Raw genomic sequence first — 21,638 nt, 5'->3', positions numbered from 1 at the left:
GGGGCTCCATCACGGTGCCGCATTTTTTACAGGTGCGCAGCTCCTCGGAGCCGTAAAATTTGTTCATGATAGGAGGCAGTTGCGTAACGATATCTTTCACGAACACGAACTCTTCATATAATTTATTGCCGCAGTTCTCACAGAACCACATGAAGGCATCTTTCTCATTCTCCTCATCTTCACGGATTTTTTCCACTACCAGTCCAACCGTATTGGCAGGCCTTTGCGGGCTGTGCGGGGTCATGGGAGGCAGCAGGAACATATCACCTTCATTGATGGGAATACTGCGGGGCTTGCCATCTTCAATGATCTTCAGCACCATATTGCCTTCGATCTGTAAATAAAGCTCTTCGCTTTCATTGTAATGATAGTCTTTGCGCGCATTGGGGCCGCCCACTACCATCACGATAAAATTCTCTGCGTCTTTGTATACGCATTGGTTGCCTACAGGCGGTTTCAGCAGATCGCGGTGTTCATCGATCCATTTCTTCAGGTTGAAAGGTGCTGCTATTGGCATATGACAGGTTTTATCAATGTAAATGAACCGGAGATGGTCCGGGGTAAAGTTAATGTTTTACCGTACAGCGAAAACATAATTAATCTCTGTACATTTGGTGGCCCTAAAAAAGCTTGCTCATGAATCTTTCTCTCGAAGGAAAAAACGCTCTGATCTGCGGCAGTACGCAGGGAATTGGATTGGCTATTGCAGAAGAACTGGCCCTGCTCGGTGCAAATTGTACGCTGCTCGCGCGCAATGAAGAGTCGCTGAAACAGGCAGTGCTTAAGCTCGATATCGCATTAAGTCAACAACATAATTACCTTGTGGCTGATTTCAGCAAACCTGATGAAGTGGCCAGTGTGGTTCGTACACATGTTGCGGACAATCCCATTCATATCCTGATCAACAATACCGGCGGTCCTCCCGCAGGCCCTATTGTGGATGCTACCCCGGAACAGTTCCTCAATACTTTCAACCAGCACCTGATCAATAACCACCTGCTCACGCAGGCAGTAGTGCCGGGTATGAAAGCCGCACAGTTCGGCCGCATCATCAATATCATCAGTACCTCCGTTAAAGTGCCGCTGAAGAATCTCGGTGTGTCAAATACTATCCGCGGCGCAGTGGCCAGCTGGGCCAAGACCATGAGCCTGGAACTGGGTGGCTTCAATATCACGGTGAACAATGTATTGCCGGGCGCTACCACTACCGCCAGACTGGAAGGTATTGTGAAGAATGCTTCAAAGACCAAGAATATTTCAGAAGAGGAAGTAGCGGAAGAAATGACAAAGGAAGTGCCTATGCGCAGATTTGGTAATCCCGCAGAGATCGCTGCTGTAGCGGCTTTCCTGGCATCACCTGCGGCAAGTTATGTGAACGGCACCAGTATCCCGGTAGACGGAGGCAGAACCGGCTCCATTTAATCTGAACAATCAGTATGCAACTCGATATCCCATTCCACCTGGAGAATTTTATCGGCGGCAATTTCATTGCACCGCTGAGCGGACAATTCATCAATAATTTCAATCCTGCTACCGGCGAGGTATCCGGACAGATACCCGACAGTAATGAAAAGGATGTGGCTGTAGCCGTACAGGCTGCACAGAAAGCCTTTACCACCTGGTCAGTAACACCGCTGGAAAAAAGAATTGAAATACTCAACCGCATTGCAGAACTCATCGATGCCAATAAGGAACAACTGGCACTCGCAGAGTCTAACGATAATGGTAAACCGCTTTGGCTGAGCCGCCGCGTGGACATCCCGCGCGCTTCCGCCAATTTCAGGTTCTTCGCTACCGGCATCATGCATTTTGCTGCCGAGAGCCACCAGATGGAAGATACCGCCATCAACTACACCCTCCGTCAGCCGATCGGGGTAGTGGGCTGCATCTCCCCCTGGAACCTGCCGCTTTATCTCTTCACCTGGAAGATAGCACCGGCGCTGGCTGCAGGCAACTGCGTGATCGCAAAACCATCGGAAGTAACGCCGCTCACCGCTTTCCTGCTGGCACGTATCGTGAAAGAAGCAGGGCTGCCAGATGGTGTGCTCAATATCATTCATGGTACCGGTCCTGTTACCGGTGAAGCCATCATCCAGCACCCGGCCATCAAAGCCATCTCCTTCACCGGAAGCACCAGGGCAGGAGCCCGCATCGCTTCAGTGGCTGCACCCGTGTTCAAGAAATTATCGCTCGAACTGGGCGGTAAGAACCCGAATATCATTTTCGCTGATTGTGATTGGGAGAAGATGATGAACACTACCGTGCAATCATCCTTTGCCAACCAGGGGCAGATCTGTTTGTGCGGCAGCCGCATTTTAGTGGAAGCCAGCATCTACGATAAATTCAAAGCTGAGTTTTTAGAACGGGTGAAAGCACTGACCGTAGGCGATCCCATGGATGAGAGATCCAAACAGGGAGCCATCGTCAGCAAACCGCATTTCGATAAAGTGATCGGCTGCATTGCAAAGGCCAAAGAAGAAGGCGGAACCGTGCTGACCGGTGGTAACGCCGTTCAACCGGAAGGCCGCTGCGCCAACGGCTGGTTCATTCAGCCTACCGTGATCGAAGGGGTAGGACCTGATTCCGTGACCAACCAGGAAGAGATCTTCGGACCGGTAGTGACCCTTCAGAAATTCCATACTGAAGAAGAAGCACTGCAACTGGCCAATGCCACACAATATGGCCTCGCAGCTACTATCTGGACCTCAAACCTCACCCGCGCACATCGTGTAGGCGCCCGTGTTGAATCCGGCATCATCTGGATCAACTGCTGGCTGCTCCGCGATCTCAGAACACCGTTCGGCGGCGTAAAAAACAGCGGCGTGGGCCGCGAAGGCGGATGGGAAGCCCTGCGCTTTTTCACTGAAGCAAAGAATATCTGTGTGCAATTTTAAACAACAAGTATGAGCAAGGAAATAGTACATACACAACAGGCAGCAACACCTTTAGGCGCTTACCCGCATGCCAGGAAAGTGGGCAACCTTCTTTTCCTCTCCGGCATCGGGCCCAGGAATGCAAAGGATAATTCCATCCCCGGTCTGGAGCTGGATGCCGATGGAAATATCCTGAAATATGATATCGAAGCGGAATGCCATGCCGTATTCGCCAACGTGAAAGCCGTGCTGGAAGCCAGCGGCAGCAGCTGGGACAAGATCGTGGACGTGACCGTTTTCCTTACCAATATGAAAAAGGATTTTCCCGTTTACAATAAGATCTACGCGGATTATTTCACCAGCGTGCAGGCTTGCAGAACTACTGTTGAGATCAAAAGTCTCCCAACCCCGATCTCCATTGAACTGAAAGTGATCGCTACCATCGACTGATATAACCTGATATAACGTATACCCATAAACGATTTTTGAATGAATTATCAGAACACCCTGGAATTTGCAAAGCAGGCTGACCAGCAGGATCCATTGGCGCAATTCCGGGAACGTTTCCTCATCCCGCAGCTGAACGGGAAAGACACTGTTTACTTCACCGGTAACTCCCTCGGCCTTCAGCCGAAAGCTACCAGAACATATATCCAGCAGGAGCTCAACGACTGGGCCGCCTACGGCGTGGAAGGCCATTTTCATGCAAAGAATCCCTGGTTCTCTTACCATGAGATCTTCCCTGAAAAAGTGAGTAAGATCGTTGGCGCCCTGCCCGATGAAGTAGTAGTGATGAACCAGCTCACCGTGAACCTGCACCTGCTGATGGTTAGTTTCTACAGGCCAACCAAACAACGTTTCAAGATAATCTGCGAGGCCAAAGCATTCCCTTCCGACCAGTACGCCATTGAAACACAACTGAAATTCCATGGCTACAGTCTGAAAGATGCACTGGTGGAGATCGCTCCCCGCGAAGGTGAGCATACCATGAGAACCGAAGATATTCTCACTGCCATCGAAGCCAATAAAGATTCACTGGCGCTTGTGCTGTTTGGCGGTGTGAACTACTATAGCGGCCAGGTGCTGGATATGAAGACCATCACTGATGCAGCACATAAAGCCGGTGCTATCGCGGGGTTCGACCTTGCGCACGCAGCAGGCAATATTCCACTCGAGCTGCATAACTGGGACGTTGACTTCGCCTGCTGGTGCAGTTACAAATACATGAATTCCGGTCCTGGTGGCGTTGCCGGCGCTTTTGTTCACCAGAAGCATCTCAACAATAAAGAACTGCCACGCTTTGCAGGCTGGTGGGGACATACCAAGGAAACGCGTTTTCTTATGCAGCCCGGCTTCGATCCTATCCCAACAGCGGAAGGGTGGCAGCTGAGCAATGCACCCGTTCTTTCAATGGCCGCGCACAAAGCCAGCATCGATATTTTTGATGAGGCCGGTATGCCAGCCCTGGTGAAGAAGGGTAGGGCCTTGAGTGGTTACCTGCAATTCATCATCAACGAAATGAATGCTGCTGCCGATCAGAAAGTGGTGGAAGTGATCACGCCGGCCAATGAGTCGGAGCGTGGTTGCCAGGTTTCCCTGCTCATGCTGGTGCGTGGCAAGGAGACCTTCAAAACCCTGATGGAGCGCGGCGTGATCGCAGACTGGCGTGAGCCTAATGTGATCCGGGTTGCCCCTGTGCCTTTGTACAACAGGTTTGAAGATGTTTATCTGTTCGGTCAGATCATCAATGATGTACTATCGGAGGGCGGCCAGTAGCTCGCCTCTGGCGGGTTACTTATATTGGTTCGCCTCTGGCGAACACCGTGCCGCCGGGAGGCAACGGAATAAAAGTCACTCGCGGGGACGCGGGCGACTGGGCAGACTCTAACAAAATTCTTTCAGTATAAAATTTCCAGTCGTGCAAAAAAAAGAAGTGCTGATCGTTGGCGCAGGCCTTGTAGGTTCCCTGGTTTCCGTGTACCTCGCTAAAAGAGGACATAAAGTGACAATCTATGAACGCAGGCCTGATATGCGTAAGGAAAAAATTGCAGCAGGCAGGTCCATCAACCTCGCACTCAGTGACCGTGGCCTGAAAGCCCTGGAGAAGATCGGCCTGGCCGATGCCATCCGCGAAATTTCCATTCCCATGCATGGCCGCCAGATCCACCATATCGACGGCAGCAGCGCTTATCAGCCCTATGGAAAAGAAGGACAGTTCATCAATTCCGTCAGCCGCGGCACCCTCAACAAAAAGCTGATGGACCTGGCCGAAGAGAACGGCATCGAGATCTTCTTCGAGCATAAATGTTCGCATATCAACTGGAAATCGAATACTGTTACTTTCGAAACGCCCGGCAATAAAATGGTGGATGTGAAAGCAGACCTCATCCTGGGAGCCGACGGCGCTTTCTCTGCAGCCCGCCTCCAGCACCAGCTGCAGACCGACCGTTTTAACTACCAGCAATTCTATATCGATTGCGGCTACAAAGAGCTGACCATCCTGCCCAATGCAGACGGCGATTTTGCCATGCCGCAGGTGAATGCCCTGCATATCTGGCCCAGGAAGGAATTCATGCTCATTGCCCTGCCCAACCTGGATAAAACATTTACCTGCACTTTATTCTTCCCCTTCGAAGGGCCATTGAGCTTTTCCAGGCTCGATACAAAGGAAAAAGTGAAAGAATTCTTCGAGAATACCTTCCCGGATGCAGTGCCGATGATGCCTACCTACCTGGAAGATTTCTTCAACAATCCCACTTCATCGCTCGTTACCGTGAAATGCTATCCCTGGGTGCGTGAAGACAAATTTGCGCTCATCGGAGATGCGGCCCATGCCATCGTTCCCTTCTTTGGACAGGGCATGAACGCCGGCTTTGAGGATTGCAGCGTACTGGACGACCTGATGGAACATCATGGCGACAACTGGGATGCCATCCTGGAAGAATTCCAGCTCCTGCGCAAGCCCGATGCTGACGCCATCGCAGACCTGGCCGTGAATAATTTCACGGAAATGCGCGACAGGGTAGCGGACCCGAAATTCCTGCTTCAGAAAAGGATCGAAGCCAGACTCAGCGAGAAATTCCCCGATAAATGGATCCCGGCCTATTCCCTGGTGACTTTCAGTCCGCATATCCGCTATTCCGAAGCCCTGGCCAACGGTCAGAAGCAGGAAGCCATCATGCAGCGCATCATGCAGCAGCCGGACATCGAGACCCGCTGGGATGATGATGTTTTGCACCGGGAAATTGTGGAACAATTATAGAATGTATCTTCGCGCCCATGACACGTCAACAACTGGTGCAGGAGATCCGCAATAAGAAAACCTATCTCTGCGTAGGACTGGATACCGATATTACCAAGATCCCGAAACACCTGCTCTCGGCAGCAGATCCTGTTTTCGAGTTCAATAGGCAGATCATCGACGCAACAAAAGATTTTTGCGTCAGCTACAAGATCAATACTGCTTTCTATGAAGCCCTGGGCCGCAAAGGCTGGGATGCGATGGAGCAAACAGTGAACTATATCCCGGAATCGCATTTCACCATTGCGGACGCCAAGCGCGGCGATATCGGCAATACCAGCACCCAGTATGCAAAGGCGTTCTTCGAAACGCTGAATTTTGACGCCATCACGGTTGCGCCTTATATGGGAGCTGATAGTGTGAAGCCTTTCCTGGAGTATAAAGACAAATGGACAATCCTCCTCGGCCTTACCTCCAATTCCGGTGCGCAGGATTTTGAACTGCAACCTGCCGGTGATGGGCTGCTCTATGAAAAAGTGCTCACCACGGCCGCCCAATGGGGCACTCCTGAAAATCTTATGTACGTGGTAGGCGCCACACAGGCTGATTCCTTCACTGCCATCCGTAACCTCACCCCCGATCATTTTTACCTGGTGCCCGGAGTTGGCGCACAGGGAGGAAGCCTGAAAGAGATTTCAGCCAAAGCAATGAATAAAGAAGTGGGATTGCTGGTGAATGCCAGCCGCGCTGTGATCTATGCCTCAACGGGTGAAGACTTTGCTGAACGCGCTGCAGAAGTGAGTAAGGATTATGCGCTGGAAATGGCCGGTTATCTTCAATAAACAGCATACTATTTATCGCATAAAACGGGATACCCATTGCTGAGTGATCCCGCCATTGAGAATTCCTTGCGGAACTCTGCTGACTGCAAGTTTTGGAGTTTTATCCCTGATTGTAGTGGCCGAAGACTCCTCGCACGGCCACTACAACCGGAGGATTAAATATCTTTCGTGTTCTTCTTTTTGTCATCTACTTTGAAAGGCACATTGTGTCCGATGGTCACGTCTCCAAACTCAGTTCTTACTTTCACGGGCGTGGCGCCATTGCCGGACTTTCCGCTGTAATCGAAATCGAATTTAGGACCGCGGTCCTTTTCCTCTCCTTCTTTATTGATCGCAAAGCTGGTTTTGTTCTTCAGCTTGGCAAAGCTCGTATGAATATCGAAGCTGGCGTTGAAGTTGGTAGGCACATCCAGGATGAGAGGAGAGAAACTGTTCTTCACTTTAATGTCTTTCACATCGTTGTCGAGGTTCAGTTTGGCGCTGCTGTGCTCCACCACAACATCCAGGGATCCGCTTGTATTGCGCACTTCCACGGAAGAGAACTTGATGATCAGTTTGCCATTGTTCATGCTTTCCAGTACCATGGACCCGAATTCGATTTCCACTCTTTTTGCGTTGCTGAGCTTGCCGGCTTTCACACTGCCGAACCTGGATATGATGGTGGCTTCGCCATTATGGTCGCCGATGGAAGTGGATCCGAATTCATTGGTGGCCGAGATGGGATTGCCGGCTGGCAGGTACACTTCATAATCCACCCTGAAGCTGGTCTTTTCATTGCTTTGTACACGGCTGCCTTTGTTGTTTCCTTTTGTGCTGGTTTTGAAATACACGCCATCGCCGTTCTTACCATCGGAGATGGTGATATTGTCAAGTATCCTTTGTGCACGCTCATCGTTGCCTGCCTCTGCGGTGATGGTGACGTCTACCTTCACTTCATTTTTGTTCCAGGTGTTTATTTTAAGCTGCCCGAATTGGTTGGCGAGCGATACCAGATCGTTTCCACTGAGCGAATAGGACTTCGAGTACTGTTTCTTTTTTTCCACTACCGGGTCTTCATGGGCCAGTGCAGGTACAGTGATCGCGAAACAGGTAACGAGTAGAATTATGTTATATAGTCTTGACATTGTTTGTTGTTTTAGATTGTTTGATCTGCTGGATCACCTGGAGTTGCTGGTTAAGCAGTTCAGTCTGCATTTTCAGGTTCTCGATCATGGCTTCCAGTAATTGTTCTCTGTTTGGATTGGAAGGCAGTTCCTTCTTCAGGTTATTGTAGGAGCTGTCCAGCTGCTGAATATCACCCAGGAATTGTTGGTACAATTCCGGATCATCCTTTTCAATTTGTTTGAGTTCGGATTGTTTCAGTTCAATGAGCTGTGTGAAATGATATACCTCTTTTGCATAGGTTGGATTGATCTTCTGAAGGAGGTCTTCAGTGGGTTTGACTTCTGCCGTGCCAGTGTTTTTTGACGGACCTATAAGATGGAATACACCAAGGCCTGCCAGTAACAGGATGGCCGCGGCTGCGCTCCATTTGAGGATGCGCATGGTGATCACACTGCCGCCGTTGTTTTTTTTAACCGGCGCAGGTGCTGCTTCTAACTGTTTTTGAAGATCTTTCCATACCCTGGGTGAGGGCTCTTCTCCATCGAACTCCTCCCGGTTGTTACGGATGAAATTTTCTAATTGGCTCATGACAGGCCTCCTTGTTTCAATAGGTTCACTAATTTTTGCTTTGCACGGACATATTGCGTGCGGACGGTATTGTGCGAAATGCTGAGGATCCCGGAGATCTCCTCATGATCGTACCCCTCGAGAAGGTACAGGCTCAGCACGGCACGATACCCGTCCGGTAATTGCTGAATATATCTTTTGATCTCGGCTACTTTGAACTGCAATTCCGACTCATCGATCCCTTTTTCGTCAGCTATCGTTTCCACTCCGTTCTCGTCGAGCTCCGACATGTACATTTTCCTTTTCCTGAGCACATTGATGGATTTGTTGATCACAATCCTTTTCAACCAGGCCCCGAAAGTGGAACGGTAATGGAAATCGTTCAAAGATCTGAAGGCATCCAGGAATGCCTCCTGTAAAACATCCTCTGCGTCGCCGGTATTGTTGACGATGCGCAGGCTCGTGTTGTACATTGCCTTGGCATACCGCTGATAAAGGGCTTCGAAGCTTGTGGGGTCCCCACGTTTACAGCGTTCTACCAACTCATCCTGGACAATGGTTGCAGTCAGCTCCAAAATGAATGTTTTTATTGTTTTAAGTTATTGTAGAGACACAGGCATTCAGAACATGTTGCACGATCCTCTACAAATCATTTCATTTTCCTTAAATTAGCACACTTTAAACTTGCTCGTCATGGCCGCTAAAACCGATCTTTTTGTCAGTCCGGACTATTTTGCTCTCGATGAACTGCTCACTGAAGAACAGAAACTGGTGAGGGAGTCTGTCCGAAATTATGTAAAGAAAGAGATTTCTCCTATCATAGAAGACTACGCCCAGCGAGCGGAATTCCCGCAGCAGATCGTAAAGCAGATGGGCGATCTCGGCTGTTTCGGCCCTACCATCCCCACTGAATATGGCGGCGGAGGCCTGGACCATATCAGCTATGGCCTGATGATGCAGGAACTGGAAAGGGGCGATAGCGGCGTACGCAGCACCGCCTCCGTGCAGGGATCCCTCGTAATGTACCCCATCTACGAGTTCGGAAGCGAAGAACAACGCAAAAAATACCTCCCCAAACTGGGCAGCGGCGAATGGCTCGGCTGTTTCGGGCTGACCGAACCCGACCATGGCTCCAATCCGGCAGGGATGTTGACAAATATCAAAGACGCCGACGACCATGTGATTCTCAATGGCGCTAAAATGTGGATCAGCAATGCCCCCTTCTCCCAGGTGGCCGTTGTTTGGGCCAAAGACGAAGCCGGCGATATCCGCGGCGTAATTGTAGAACGTGGCATGGAGGGTTTCACTACCCCCACCACCCACGGCAAATGGAGTCTCCGCGCTTCGGCAACCGGGGAACTGGTATTCGATAATGTGAAGGTTCCGAAGGAAAATATCCTGCCCAATGTAAAAGGATTGAAAGGACCACTGAGCTGTTTGACCAAAGCCCGCTATGGTATTGCCTGGGGCACCGTTGGAGCAGCCATGGATTGTTACGATACCGCCCTTCGCTATTCAAAAGAAAGGGTGCAGTTCGACAGGCCCATCGGAGGTTTTCAGCTGCAACAGAAGAAACTGGCCGAAATGGTCACTGAAATCACCAAGGCACAGTTGCTGAACTGGAGGGTAGGAGTGCTGATGGACCAGCACAAAGCTACCCCTCAACAGGTGAGCATGGCCAAGAGGAATGGCTGTGAGATTGCCACCAATATCGCCCGCGATGCTCGCCAGATGCTGGGCGGCATGGGCATCACCGGAGAATATTCAGTGATGCGCCATATGATGAACCTGGAAAGCGTGATCACCTATGAAGGTACCCATGATATCCACCTGCTCATCACCGGTATGGACGTTACAGGTTTCAATGCATTCAAATAATTACAATGAGGATCTTTTTGATAGGGTTCATGGGAGCGGGAAAAACACATTGGGGTAAGCAGGTTGCTAACCGCATGGGGCTTCCGTTCTATGACCTGGATGAACTGGTGGTTGAACACGAGGGCAAATCCATTGCGGATATCTTCACGCAGAACGGAGAAGAATATTTTCGCATGTGCGAGAAACAAATGCTGGAGGAGCTTGTTGAAAAGGAAGACAGCATGATCATCTCCTGCGGAGGAGGTACGCCCTGTTTCTTCAACAATATCGATTTCATGAAGCGTTACGGCATCGTGGTATGGCTCAACACCCAGGTGGAAGTGATCCTGCAACGCCTCATGAAAGAAAGGATGCACAGGCCCTTGCTGAAAGATATCAAGGATGAAGACCTCCGCAATCATATCATCCGGAAACTGAATGAAAGACGGATGTATTATGAACAGGCGGACGTGATCATAGACAGGGAAGATACCATTTCGATGAATGATTTTATTCAAACAGTGTTACATGCATAAAGGATATCTGAAAACAGCAGCGTTACTCGGCGCGCTGTCTGTTGCGCTGGGCGCCTTCGGGGCTCACGGACTGAAGAAACTGGTTCCCGCCGAAACCGTATCAACCTTTGAAACAGGCGTCCGCTATCAGTTCTATCATGTTTTTGCTTTACTGGCAGTGGCCATTCTCTTCTCCACTTATTCTCAGCGCTGGCTGAAAAATGCAGCCATCTGTTTTATCACCGGCATCATCCTGTTCTCCGGCTCGCTCTATCTGCTCACGGCACTGAAAGCCACGGAAACAGTAGGCCTCTCAGGCATCGGAGCAGTTACACCCATCGGTGGTGTATTCTTCATTGCCGGATGGTTATGCATGTTCCGGGCATTTGTAGCAGGAAAATAATTACAGGGGTAACTCAAAAACAAGCACGGCGCCTTTGCAGTTCTGAACGGAAAATGTTCCGCCGATCAGTTCCATTCTGCGTTTCATATTGCTGAGGCCGTTACCGAAGCGGCGCAACTGTACCGTATCGATGCCTACGCCATTGTCGGCGATCTTCACCATTAACCGGTTGTCCTTTGCCGTTATCTCGATGGTAAGCTCGGAAGCCTGCGAGTGCTTCATGGCATTGTTCAGCGCCTCCTTGATGCTGAGGAAAATATTGCGGCGCTTCTCTCCCGAAATCTCTGCCTGCGGGATTACCACAGGAAGCTTTACCGAACAATCGATCGGCGTACTGTCGAAATACTCGATGGCATGCGCCCGGATATAAGCCACCAGGCTTTCCACCGTATCATTGGAGCTTTTCATGGTCCAGATGATGGTATTCATCTTACCCAGCAGATCATTGGCGGAGTTGGAGATCTTTTCCAGTTCAGGAAAACTCTGGTTCTTCATCCTGGTTTTCAGGATCTCGCTCATGAGGCGGATGGCGGTCACACCGGATCCCAACTCATCGTGCATATCAGCGGAAATGCGGTCGCGCTCGTGCTGCGTGGCAGTGACCACGGCTATTTGTTTTTCGAATTCCTTCCTTTCATTCTCCAGCTTCAGTCTTTCCCTTTCTTTTACCCGCTCGATGATATCGCGGCGGTTCTTATAAGCGAGACCGGAAAGGAAGAGGATCAGTTCCAGCACCAGACCGAGCTCATAATAGAAAAGGGCACGGTTGAACAATTGTATATTCGAACTGAATTTCCATCCGAACATGATAATGCCCTGCGAAATAATGGAAAAGAAGATGAGGGCAAAACTACCACCGGCCAGATAGTTCAGTAAGGGATCTTTTCTTTTTACGGAATACACGATGAACATGATCGCTATCAGCAGGAATACCACCTTGATCAGGAATTCCATATTGTTCAGCACCACATATTTGCTGGTGGTGAAATAAAGCAGGGTGAAGATAGCGGCCAGGATCGCCAGCGGCCAGAGCGTCATCTTTAAGAATCTATCCAGCCATGGATGATTTTCGGATGTGTTCAGGAATTTCCGTACAAAAATCAGATAAGTGAACACACTCGCGATCATGATGATGAAATCCAGGTACTCCTCGTAAAAATAATGGAACCAGGAGGCCGACATATTCATGTATGATTTGCCGAACAACAGGCAGGCCGTGCATAAAGTGTAAATGGCATAGTAGATGAATTCCTTATTCCGGTTCTGCACATACACCGCCATGGAATAGAAGATCATCATCAGCATCACGCCGGAAGCCACATAGGTGAGGATATCCAGGCTGTAATCCAGGTCCCGCTTGCGCGTGATCCACTGGCTCAGGTAATCCGTTTCAATGAGATAGGGAGTGAAGATATTGATATTGGTTCGAACGAAATTAAAGCGGCAATAATACACGGCGCGCTCCTGCGGCCTGAGTGTGATGAGCTGGCAGCCCGGAAATTTTTTATATTCGAATCCGCCTGCAGGTTTCAATTGAAAGGGGGCATCAGGATCTTCGGCAGAGAATTTGAAGAGACTGATATCCCTGCAGTAAAAACCAGGCAGGAAAAACAATTTCTTTACAGTATCGCTGTTGTTGTAAAGTGCAAAACGCAGGTAATTGTCTTTTTCCATCAGCTCTGCCGATGGCGGAAAATGTGGATAAAAACGGCCCACCACACCAGGTCTGAATGGAAGATAGGGGATAGCCGAATCGGCGATCTTTTCGCCTTTGGGCCGCGAAGCAAACCAGCAGGATTTGCCGATGGACGAGTCCAGCCTGATCCTGGCCACATTGATAACGGCACTGTCTTCCTGGGCCATACCCCTGAGGGCAGAGAGCAGCAGAATAGTCAGTAAGAAAGGTTTCAGGTTATGGTTGTTTCTCATCCTGGGTTGGCGCTGTCCGGTGATTTGGCTTTGTAAAATACAATTTTTCCCAGTGCTGGTGCAGGTTTTATTTGTTATATGACAGTTGTTTTCTACTACTTATCTTTGTAATCATGGCCAATCGCTTAAAGTCCAGTAAGAGCAAATCGCCCGATCCGGAGAAATTGAAACCTGAACAGGAAGTACAGGTTACCGTAAAGGAGTTGGTAAAAGACGAACGTACGCATAAGATCGCGGGAACAGCGGCATTATTGCTCTGCGCCTTCCTGTTTATCGCCTTCGTATCCTATCTGTTTACCTGGAGTGAGGATTATGACAAGGTCCACAGAGGGGCATCCATCTTATTACCGTCCACAGATGTAAAAACCAGCAACCTGCTGGGTAATATCGGCGCATACGTATCCCATCAGTTTTTTTATAATGCATTCGGCATCGCATCCTTCCTGTTCTGCTCCTTCTTTTTTGTACTGGGAGTGAATATGCTGCTCGGCAGAAAGCTGTTCAGCATCGGCAGGAACCTGCGCTACCTGATCGCGGGCATTCTCTATATCAGTGTGGCTGCTGCCTTCTTTGCAGGAGGACATGATTTCATGTGGGGCGGCGCATTGGGTAAAATGCTTTCTGAATGGCTGGTGAAGATGCTGGGTAATGTAGGCACTTTCGTGCTGCTGTTTGCAGGTGGACTGGCCTATGTGATCTGGCGTTTCAACCCTACTTTCAAAGTGCCATCCATGCCCAGGCGTAAGCCTGCTGCGGTGCCGGCCCCGGCCAATGTGGATGCTGAGACAGGTGAGGTAACAGGTGAAGAGGAAGCTGAAGAAGAAAAGCCGGTAAAACCTGCCCGGAAGAACAAGCTCACTAAAGATATCGCTCCCATGGTGGCTCCTCCCGTAGTGGAAGAGGAAGAAGTTCCACTGGACCTCAAGATCATTGAAAAAGAACCTGAGCCTGAGCTGTTGCCACTGGAGATCAATGCTACCGCTGAAGAGGAGGAAGAAGAAATAGAAGAAGAGGAGGAAGAAGCACCATTTGAGGAAGAGGAAGAAGTGGAAGAAGAAGCGGTGGAAGAGATCCCTGAGCCCGTGATGGCCAAAGGCAAAAAGCCGTTGGTTCCCGACCTGGAACTGGAGATCAAGACCTTCACACCCGAAGATGCAAACGAAGAAGGCGCGGAAATTGCCGGCGAAGAGCCTCCGCCCAATGTTGTGCTGGCCCCCTATGATCCGGCCCTGGACCTCCGCGATTACAAATATCCTTCGCTCGACCTGCTGGAACAGCACGGCAGCGAAAAGATCATACAGGACCCCGCCGAACTGGAGAACAACAAGAACCAGATCATCAACACGCTTAAGAACTACGATATCCATATCCAGAAGATCAGTGCAACGGTTGGTCCAACCGTAACATTGTACGAGATCGTTCCCGCAGCCGGTGTCCGGATCTCGCGCATCAAGAACCTGGAAGATGATATTGCCCTCAGCCTAGCGGCCCTTGGTATCCGTATCATAGCTCCGATCCCCGGTAAGGGCACCATCGGTATTGAAGTGCCCAATGTGAAGAAGACCGTAGTGAGCATGAAGTCATTGCTGGCTTCAGAAAAATTCCAGTTCAACAGCCATAGCCTTCCCGTGGCCATCGGTAAGAAGATCGATAATGATAATTTCATTGTTGACCTGGCTACCATGCCGCACCTGCTGATGGCCGGTGCTACCGGTCAGGGTAAATCGGTTGGTCTCAACGCCATCCTGGTATCCCTTCTTTATAAGAAACATCCGTCACAGCTGAAGCTGGTTCTGGTGGATCCCAAAAAAGTGGAGTTGAGCCTGTACCGCACCATCGAAAGACATTTCCTGGCAAAACTTCCCGGAGAGGAAGAGGCCATCATTACCGATACCAAAAAAGTGATCAACACGCTCAATGCACTTTGTATTGAGATGGACAACCGTTATGATCTGCTCAAGGAAGCAGGTACCCGTAATATCAAAGAGTACAACGAGAAGTTCGTGAAACGCAGGCTGAACCCGCAGAAGGGCCACCAGTACCTGCCTTTCATTGTACTGGTAGTGGATGAGTTTGCGGATCTGATCATGACGGCTGGTAAGGAGGTGGAGATGCCGATCGCACGTCTGGCGCAGCTGGCGCGTGCCGTGGGTATCCACCTGATCATCGCTACACAACGTCCTTCCGTAAATATCATCACCGGTACCATCAAGGCCAACTTCCCGGCCCGTATCGCATTCAAGGTTTCCAGTAAGATCGACTCCCGCACCATCCTCGATACAGGTGGCGCTGAACAGCTGATTGGAAAGGGAGACATGCTCATTTCCTACAACGGTGAGCTCACCCGCCTTCAATGCGCTTTTGTGGATACCCCGGAAGTGGACAGCGTTTGCGAAAGCATCGGTAACCAGAATGGCTATCCCCAGGCATTCCTCTTACCTGAATATGTAGACGAAAAAGACATGGAGGGGAAGGATTTTGACCTGGGCGACAGGGATTCCCTCTTTGAAGACGCCGCCAGGCTGATCGTGGCCAGCCAGATTGGCTCCACCTCCCTGCTTCAACGCAGGATGAAACTGGGGTACAACCGCGCCGGCCGCCTGATGGATCAGCTGGAGGGCGCAGGAATTGTAGGACCTAGCCAGGGGAGCAAGGCACGGGACGTACTGATCAAGACCGAAATGGACCTCGAGCAGCATCTCGCCAACTTTCTGTAGAGCGTAGCCCGTTCATTAGCAAAATGTTAATGTGACATGACGGTGCAAACCCCGGTGTATAATTATCGTCAAACTTGTGCCGCGCAAATAATATCTTTGCGGCCTTTACGAAAAGTATCTCAGATGAAGAAAATATTTATATTTATTGCAATCGTTACTGCCTCATTTTCAGGATTTGCACAAGGGAATGACCCTGCTGCCAAAAAGATCCTTGACGCAGTAAGCGCTAAATTCAAGACTTTTAAAGGTGTTCAGGCCAACTTCACCCTGAAGAATGAAGATGCCAATGGCAAAGCACTCGGCGTAAAAAAAGGAACTGTTTCCATGAAGGGCAGTAAATACAGGGCAACGATGGCCGGTCAGGAGATCATCTGCGACGGTGCTACTGTGTGGACCTACGACAAAGCCGCTAACGAAGTGACCATCAATAAGGTAAACAACGACGCCAGCTCTATCACTCCCCAGAAACTGTTCACTAACTTCTACGATAAGGACTTCCTTTACAAACTCAACGGAGAAAAGAAAGAAGGGAAAAAAGTATTGCAGGAAATTGAACTGACCCCGGTTGACAAGACCAAACAGTTCCACAAAGTGTACCTGCAGGTAGATAAAGCTACCCAAACTTTATACAGCACCAGGGTAATAGACAAGCAGCAGAATAAATTCATCTACACGGTGAATACCATGAATGGAAAGGCTGTATTGCCCGACGCAACTTTTACATTCGACAAAAGCAAATATCCCGGCGTAGAGGAAGTTGATCTTCGCTAAATGCTGAGCCGGTTACTAGCTGCCCCAGCGGTAGGTCTTTATATCAAGGCCGGCCAGGTCAAGCACCCGGTCAGTAACGGTAGCCGCCACTTCTTCGATAGTGGCTGGTTTACTGTAGAAAGATGGTGTAGCAGGGCAGATAATGCCTCCGGCCAGTGTAACGGTCTCCATATTACGGATATGAATCAGATTATAAGGCGTATCTCTCACTAAACAGATGAGTTTACGCCTTTCTTTTAATACTACATCGGCAGCGCGCGTGATGAGATCTGATGAAATGCCATTGGCAATACGTCCCAGTGTACCCATGGAGCAGGGAGCAATGATCATGGTATCGAACTTACCGGATCCTGACGCGAAAGGAGCCAGGAAGTCATTCACAGACCAGGTAGTAATATGATGGGCCGGGTTATGAAGTAATTTTTCATAATCCCTGTTATCCAGTTCTGTTTCCCAAACCTGTTTAGCATTTTCCGACATCACCACAGCCAGTTCCTGCCATTGATCAGGAATGGTCAGCAGTTTTTCTATCAGCTGTTTGGGGTAGATGGAGCCACTGGCGCCAGTTACCGCCAGCACAATTTTATGCATGGTATTTGAGTTATGTTAGTAACTTAAACAAAAGTAAGTATGCAAACCCTGAAACTCGTGATTTTGTTCAGTTGGCTTACCGTTTTTTCCTGCGCACAGCGCCCGAAAGAAGGGGATGCAGCTAAGCTCAACTGGATGACACTGGATGAAGTGACGGCGAAATTGCAGACGGAGAAAAGGCCTGTGCTGATTGATCTGTACACCGACTGGTGTGGCTGGTGCCGTGTGATGGATAAACGTACTTACGCCAATCAACAGGTGGTTGATTATGCAGGCACAAAATTCTATCCTGTAAAAATAAACGCAGAGAGCAAAAAGAGTTTTACCTGGAAAGGAAAAGAATACAGGTTCAACGAAAGTGCGCGCACCAATGATTTTGCCATCTGGCTCACCGGTGGACAACTCTCATATCCCACCACAGTTTTCATTCCGGTTGATGGCGATCCCCAGGCAATTCCCGGTTTTCTGGCACCCAACGAAATTGAATTGCTGATGAAATATTTCGGCGAAGGACATTTCGGAAAAACTCCCTTCGAAAAATGGCAGCGTGAATTCAAATCAACCTGGAAATAGTTATGCTGCTGCCAGTCGCTCGCGTCCCCGCGAGTGACTTCTATTGGTTCGCCTCTCGCGAACACCGTGTCGCCGGAGACGATGGAATAAACATCACTCGGAGGACGCGAGCGACTGGGCACTGGGAAATAAAATGCATGAAATATTCCTAAAATTTTCTTAAAGACATACTTCCTGCGAACAATTGCGATCTTCTGAAACCCGCATACTCAAACGATTTTGCAGCCCATCTTATTCCCATTCTGACACCGTTTGCCCGCAAACGTTACTCCTCATGCCTGCTTTGGTCTTTCTTCCAAAAAAAAGTAAGCTATGCAACCATTGTTCCACCACTATCATCTTATATTTGAATTTTCATAGGATAAGGTTTAATGGTTAATGGTATTTGATTAGTGGTGCCTCCCTTGTGGGAGGCATTTTTTTGCCCCATGCTATTTATCTTCTCTACGGTGCTGCACAGAAGCCATCGATGCGACTAAAGACAAAACAATAAGCCGAATAAAGCATGCACAAAAAAAGCCGCCCTGTAACAGGCGGCTCTCATATCTCTTACAAAATAAATTATCTTGTTTCAGCCATATCAGGAATAGCTGTAGCCTTATACTCTCCGGCATCAAGCTTCTTCTTCGTTGCCTCAAATGCTTCCAGCGTTGCATTGATATCTGCATCGGTATGAACAGCAGTTGGGATCAAACGGTAAATGATATGCCCTTTTGGAATTACAGGGTATACTACAATAGAGCAGAAGATACCATGATTTTCACGGAGGTCCATTACCATGGCAGTTGCTTCTTCAACACCCCCCTTCATATACACAGGCGTTACCACAGAATCGGTCTTGCCGATATCAAATCCTCTTTCTTTCAGACCTTTCTGCAGTTTCAGTGCATTGCTCCAGAGTTTGTCTTTCAGCGCAGGCTGTGTACGCAGCATGTCAAGACGTTTCAGGTTGCCCAGTACCAGCGGCATGGGTAAGCTCTTGGCGAAGATCTGGCTGCGGATATTATAACGGATATAATCGATGATGGCTTTGGGGCCTGCTACAAAGGCGCCGATGCTTGCCATTGATTTGGCAAATGTTGAGAAGTACAGATCGATCTGATCCTGTACACCCTGCTCTTCGCCAGCGCCTGCGCCGGTTTTGCCCAGCGTTCCGAATCCATGCGCGTCATCCAGCAGGATCCTGAAGCCGTATTTATCTTTCAGGGAAACAATGTCTTTCAGCTTGCCCTGGTCACCGGCCATCCCGAATACACCTTCAGTGATCACGAGAATACCACCGGCTTTTTGTTTTTCGATGATGGCGTTGGCGCGCTGCAGCTGTTTCTCCAGGTCTTCTATATCGTTGTGTTTGTAAACGTAGCTATGGCCAACATGGAGGCGGAGACCATCAATAATGCAGGCATGACTTTCTGCGTCATATACAATCACGTCGTGGCGGCTGCAGAGTACATCGATGAGGCTCACCATGCCCTGGTAACCGAAGTTGAAAAGAATGGAATCTTCCTTTCCTTCAAAGGCAGCCAGTTCTCTCTCCAGTTGCTCATGATAGTTGCTGTTTCCACTCATCATACGTGCTCCCATAGGAAGGGCCAGACCGAATTGCGCAGCAGCGTCACCATCCACTTTCCTGATCTCAGGGTGATTGGCCAGTCCGAGATAGTTATTCAGACTCCAAACGATCATTTCCTTACCGCGGAACTTCATCTTGTTTCCGATCTCGCCTTCCAGTTTAGGAAAAGCAAAATATCCATGCGCTCTTTCGCGGTGCTGGCCGATAGGTCCACCAGAGTTTTTCAGCAATCTGTCAAAAATGTCTGCCATATTATTGAATTATTAAAAAATAGAATGTTTTTCAAGCCGGTTCTGTGCCGCAAAAATAACAAATTTTGAATTGCCAGTTCACGATAAACGTTTAACAGTTTAAGCATTACATTTGCCGTAAATCACTCCGCATGCGAAAACTATTCCCTCTTTTGGCCCTGTTACTGATTGTGAGTCAATTATTTGCACAATCAAAGAAAGGCAAGGCCAACGTACCCGACCGCCCAAAACTCGTTGTAGGCATCGTAGTAGATCAGATGAGATGGGACTATCTCTACCGCTATTACGACCGCTACGCAGAAGATGGCGGTTTCAAACGCCTGCTGCATAAGGGCTTTACCTGCGAAAACACATTTATTCCTTACACACCTACCTATACCGCATGCGGACATACCTGTGTGTATACAGGAAGTGTGCCATCTATTCACGGTATTACCGGTAACAACTGGTATGATAACGAATTGAAGCGTACTGTTTATTGTACTGAAGACAAAACAGTTAAGTCTGTAGGTACCAGTTCTGACGCTGGTGTTCAGAGTCCGAAGAACATGCTCGTTACTACAGTAGCCGACGAGCTTCGCCTGGCTACCAATTTCAGGAGCAAAGTGGTAGGCGTAGCTATCAAGGACCGTGGCGCTATCCTGCCTGCCGGGCATTCCGCCAATGCAGCTTACTGGTATGACCCCAAGACCGGCGATTTTGTTTCTTCCACCTTTTATATGAACGATCTCCCACAGTGGGTGAAAGATTTCAATGCACAGAAACTGACCGATAAATACTATGCACAGGGCTGGAACCTGATGTACCCTGCCAATTCATATGTGCAGAGCACATCTGATGAAAAGCCTTACGAAGGCAAGCCTTTCGGCGCTGATCAGAAAGGTTTTCCTTATGATCTGAACCGTTTTGCAGGTAAGAACTATGGCACTATCAGCACAACTCCATTTGGAAATACGCTCACTGCCGATATGGCCAAAGCCGCTGTTACCAATGAGCAGCTCGGTGCAGATGATATCACGGATTTCCTGGCAGTAAGCTTCTCGTCTCCTGATTATATCGGCCATGCTTTCGGTCCGAATTCAATGGAAGCGGAGGATGGTTTCCTGCGACTCGATAAAGAGCTTGGCTCTCTTTTCGATTTCCTGGATGCCAAAGTAGGGAAGGGGCAATACCTGCTCTTCCTGAGTGCTGACCATGGTGTATCGCATGTACCTGGTTTCAATATCGAGAACAGACTGCCCGGTGGACTGGTGGATGACGCTGTATGGCTCAAAGGCCTGGAACCTATGCTGCAGGCGGCTTTCGGTGCATCCAAACTGATCACTGGTTCCTGGAACCACCAGGTGACCCTGAATCATGGTCTGATCGATTCGCTGAAACTGGATGAGAAAGCAATCAAGAACCTTATCGTAAATTACCTCTCCAGACAGCCCGGAATTTCCCGCGCTTTTGCCATGGATGATCTCAATACTGTTCCTCTCAATGAAAAAGTAAGGAAGATGATCAACAACGGATACTATCCACGCCGTTGCGGAGATATCCAGGTGATCCTGCAGCCAGGTTATTTCGATGGCGGTCCCACTGGCACCACACACGGCCTCTGGAACCCGTATGATTCACATATTCCCCTCGTATTCTATGGATGGGGTGTGAAACCCGGCAAGACCAACCGCGAAACCTATATGACAGATATCGCTGTTACTGTTGCTGCCATGCTGCGCATCCAGATGCCCAGCGGAGCAGTGGGTAATGTGATCTCAGAAGTAGCTGAATAAACTTATCAGGTATAATAGATAACGGCAGGCTTTATGGCCTGCCGTTTTTTTATGTT

Annotated in this window: 20 protein-coding genes; 13 read left to right on the top strand and 7 right to left on the bottom strand. The window is 49.2% G+C overall.

Annotated elements, in window-relative coordinates; all coding sequences use genetic code 11:
• Positions 1-517: 3-hydroxyanthranilate 3,4-dioxygenase (locus ACTHMC_RS15525; RefSeq protein WP_440414352.1), on the bottom strand; the 517-nt coding region annotated here is incomplete at its 3' end.
• A gap of 119 nt (positions 518-636) precedes the next feature.
• Here ACTHMC_RS15525 and ACTHMC_RS15520 point away from each other — a divergent pair.
• The 6 genes from ACTHMC_RS15520 to pyrF all read left to right on the top strand — a co-directional run bounded on the left by ACTHMC_RS15520 (position 637) and on the right by pyrF (position 6,956).
• Complete coding sequence (locus ACTHMC_RS15520; protein WP_440414351.1) at positions 637-1,422, top strand: SDR family oxidoreductase; 786 nt, start codon at positions 637-639, stop codon at positions 1,420-1,422.
• Between the two features lie 14 nt (positions 1,423-1,436).
• On the top strand, positions 1,437-2,894 hold the full coding sequence (locus ACTHMC_RS15515; RefSeq protein WP_440414349.1) for an aldehyde dehydrogenase: 1,458 nt from the start codon (positions 1,437-1,439) through the stop codon (positions 2,892-2,894).
• A gap of 9 nt (positions 2,895-2,903) precedes the next feature.
• Positions 2,904-3,323 carry a RidA family protein gene (locus ACTHMC_RS15510; RefSeq protein ID WP_440414347.1) on the top strand — a complete coding sequence of 140 codons (420 nt, stop codon included), beginning with the start codon at positions 2,904-2,906 and terminating at the stop codon, positions 3,321-3,323.
• Between the two features lie 39 nt (positions 3,324-3,362).
• On the top strand, positions 3,363-4,649 hold the full coding sequence (kynU, locus tag ACTHMC_RS15505; RefSeq protein ID WP_440414346.1) for a kynureninase: 1,287 nt from the start codon (positions 3,363-3,365) through the stop codon (positions 4,647-4,649).
• A 142-nt stretch (positions 4,650-4,791) separates the two neighbouring features.
• Positions 4,792-6,135, top strand: a complete 1,344-nt coding sequence (locus ACTHMC_RS15500; RefSeq protein ID WP_440414344.1) for an FAD-dependent oxidoreductase — start codon at positions 4,792-4,794, stop codon at positions 6,133-6,135.
• A gap of 17 nt (positions 6,136-6,152) precedes the next feature.
• Positions 6,153-6,956 carry an orotidine-5'-phosphate decarboxylase gene (gene pyrF / locus ACTHMC_RS15495; protein WP_440414343.1) on the top strand — a complete coding sequence of 268 codons (804 nt, stop codon included), beginning with the start codon at positions 6,153-6,155 and terminating at the stop codon, positions 6,954-6,956.
• A gap of 155 nt (positions 6,957-7,111) precedes the next feature.
• On the opposite strand, the gene ACTHMC_RS15490 is transcribed toward pyrF, so the two are convergent.
• Genes ACTHMC_RS15490 through ACTHMC_RS15480 form a run of 3 tightly spaced genes read right to left on the bottom strand, consistent with a single transcriptional unit; the run spans position 7,112 to position 9,202 of the window.
• Entirely contained in the window at positions 7,112-8,080 is a 969-nt protein-coding gene (locus ACTHMC_RS15490) for a hypothetical protein (RefSeq protein WP_440414341.1), read from the bottom strand.
• Positions 8,064-8,648, bottom strand: a complete 585-nt coding sequence (locus ACTHMC_RS15485; protein WP_440414340.1) for a hypothetical protein — start codon at positions 8,646-8,648, stop codon at positions 8,064-8,066. Before ACTHMC_RS15485 ends, ACTHMC_RS15490 begins: the two co-directional genes overlap by 17 nt.
• Positions 8,645-9,202, bottom strand: a complete 558-nt coding sequence (locus ACTHMC_RS15480) for an RNA polymerase sigma factor (protein WP_440414338.1) — start codon at positions 9,200-9,202, stop codon at positions 8,645-8,647. Before ACTHMC_RS15480 ends, ACTHMC_RS15485 begins: the two co-directional genes overlap by 4 nt.
• Before the next feature lie 118 nt (positions 9,203-9,320).
• Between ACTHMC_RS15480 and ACTHMC_RS15475 the strand changes: the two genes are divergently transcribed.
• The 3 genes from ACTHMC_RS15475 to ACTHMC_RS15465 are packed head-to-tail and all read left to right on the top strand — an operon-like array spanning position 9,321 to position 11,402.
• Positions 9,321-10,505, top strand: coding sequence for an acyl-CoA dehydrogenase family protein (locus ACTHMC_RS15475; RefSeq protein ID WP_440414336.1), 1,185 nt, complete (start codon positions 9,321-9,323; stop codon positions 10,503-10,505).
• 5 nt (positions 10,506-10,510) lie between these two features.
• Positions 10,511-11,020 carry a shikimate kinase gene (locus ACTHMC_RS15470; RefSeq protein WP_440414335.1) on the top strand — a complete coding sequence of 170 codons (510 nt, stop codon included), beginning with the start codon at positions 10,511-10,513 and terminating at the stop codon, positions 11,018-11,020.
• Positions 11,013-11,402 (top strand): DUF423 domain-containing protein, encoded by a 390-nt coding sequence (locus ACTHMC_RS15465; RefSeq protein ID WP_440414333.1) that lies wholly within the window; start codon positions 11,013-11,015, stop codon positions 11,400-11,402. Before ACTHMC_RS15470 ends, ACTHMC_RS15465 begins: the two co-directional genes overlap by 8 nt.
• On the opposite strand, the gene ACTHMC_RS15460 is transcribed toward ACTHMC_RS15465, so the two are convergent.
• Positions 11,403-13,331, bottom strand: coding sequence for a sensor histidine kinase (locus tag ACTHMC_RS15460; RefSeq protein WP_440414332.1), 1,929 nt, complete (start codon positions 13,329-13,331; stop codon positions 11,403-11,405).
• Between the two features lie 113 nt (positions 13,332-13,444).
• Here ACTHMC_RS15460 and ACTHMC_RS15455 point away from each other — a divergent pair, with 113 nt between their 5' ends.
• Together ACTHMC_RS15455 and ACTHMC_RS15450 are read left to right on the top strand one after the other, a co-directional pair.
• On the top strand, positions 13,445-16,048 hold the full coding sequence (locus ACTHMC_RS15455; RefSeq protein WP_440414330.1) for a DNA translocase FtsK 4TM domain-containing protein: 2,604 nt from the start codon (positions 13,445-13,447) through the stop codon (positions 16,046-16,048).
• Between the two features lie 123 nt (positions 16,049-16,171).
• A complete protein-coding gene (locus tag ACTHMC_RS15450) occupies positions 16,172-16,819 on the top strand; it encodes a LolA family protein (RefSeq protein ID WP_440414328.1) in 648 nt (215 codons plus the stop codon).
• Positions 16,820-16,834: 15 nt separating this feature from the next.
• On the opposite strand, the gene ACTHMC_RS15445 is transcribed toward ACTHMC_RS15450, so the two are convergent.
• Entirely contained in the window at positions 16,835-17,410 is a 576-nt protein-coding gene (locus tag ACTHMC_RS15445) for a UbiX family flavin prenyltransferase (RefSeq protein ID WP_440414326.1), read from the bottom strand.
• A 39-nt stretch (positions 17,411-17,449) separates the two neighbouring features.
• On the opposite strand from ACTHMC_RS15445, the gene ACTHMC_RS15440 reads away from it, so the two are divergent.
• On the top strand, positions 17,450-17,983 hold the full coding sequence (locus ACTHMC_RS15440) for a thioredoxin family protein (RefSeq protein ID WP_440414324.1): 534 nt from the start codon (positions 17,450-17,452) through the stop codon (positions 17,981-17,983).
• Between the two features lie 561 nt (positions 17,984-18,544).
• Here the strand turns inward: ACTHMC_RS15440 and ACTHMC_RS15435 are convergent.
• Positions 18,545-19,807: an aminotransferase class I/II-fold pyridoxal phosphate-dependent enzyme gene (locus ACTHMC_RS15435; RefSeq protein WP_440414322.1), complete on the bottom strand. Its 1,263-nt coding sequence runs from the start codon at positions 19,805-19,807 to the stop codon at positions 18,545-18,547.
• Positions 19,808-19,938: 131 nt separating this feature from the next.
• Between ACTHMC_RS15435 and pafA the strand changes: the two genes are divergently transcribed.
• Complete coding sequence (gene pafA, locus ACTHMC_RS15430) at positions 19,939-21,582, top strand: alkaline phosphatase PafA (protein ID WP_440414320.1); 1,644 nt, start codon at positions 19,939-19,941, stop codon at positions 21,580-21,582.
• Positions 21,583-21,638: the final 56 nt, after the last annotated feature.

The sequence above is a fragment of the Pseudobacter sp. genome, assembly GCF_051955275.1.
GTDB lineage: Bacteria > Bacteroidota > Bacteroidia > Chitinophagales > Chitinophagaceae > Pseudobacter.
The sequence above is the reverse complement of the archived record's forward strand: the minus strand, read 5'-3'. Positions and strand labels throughout refer to the sequence as shown.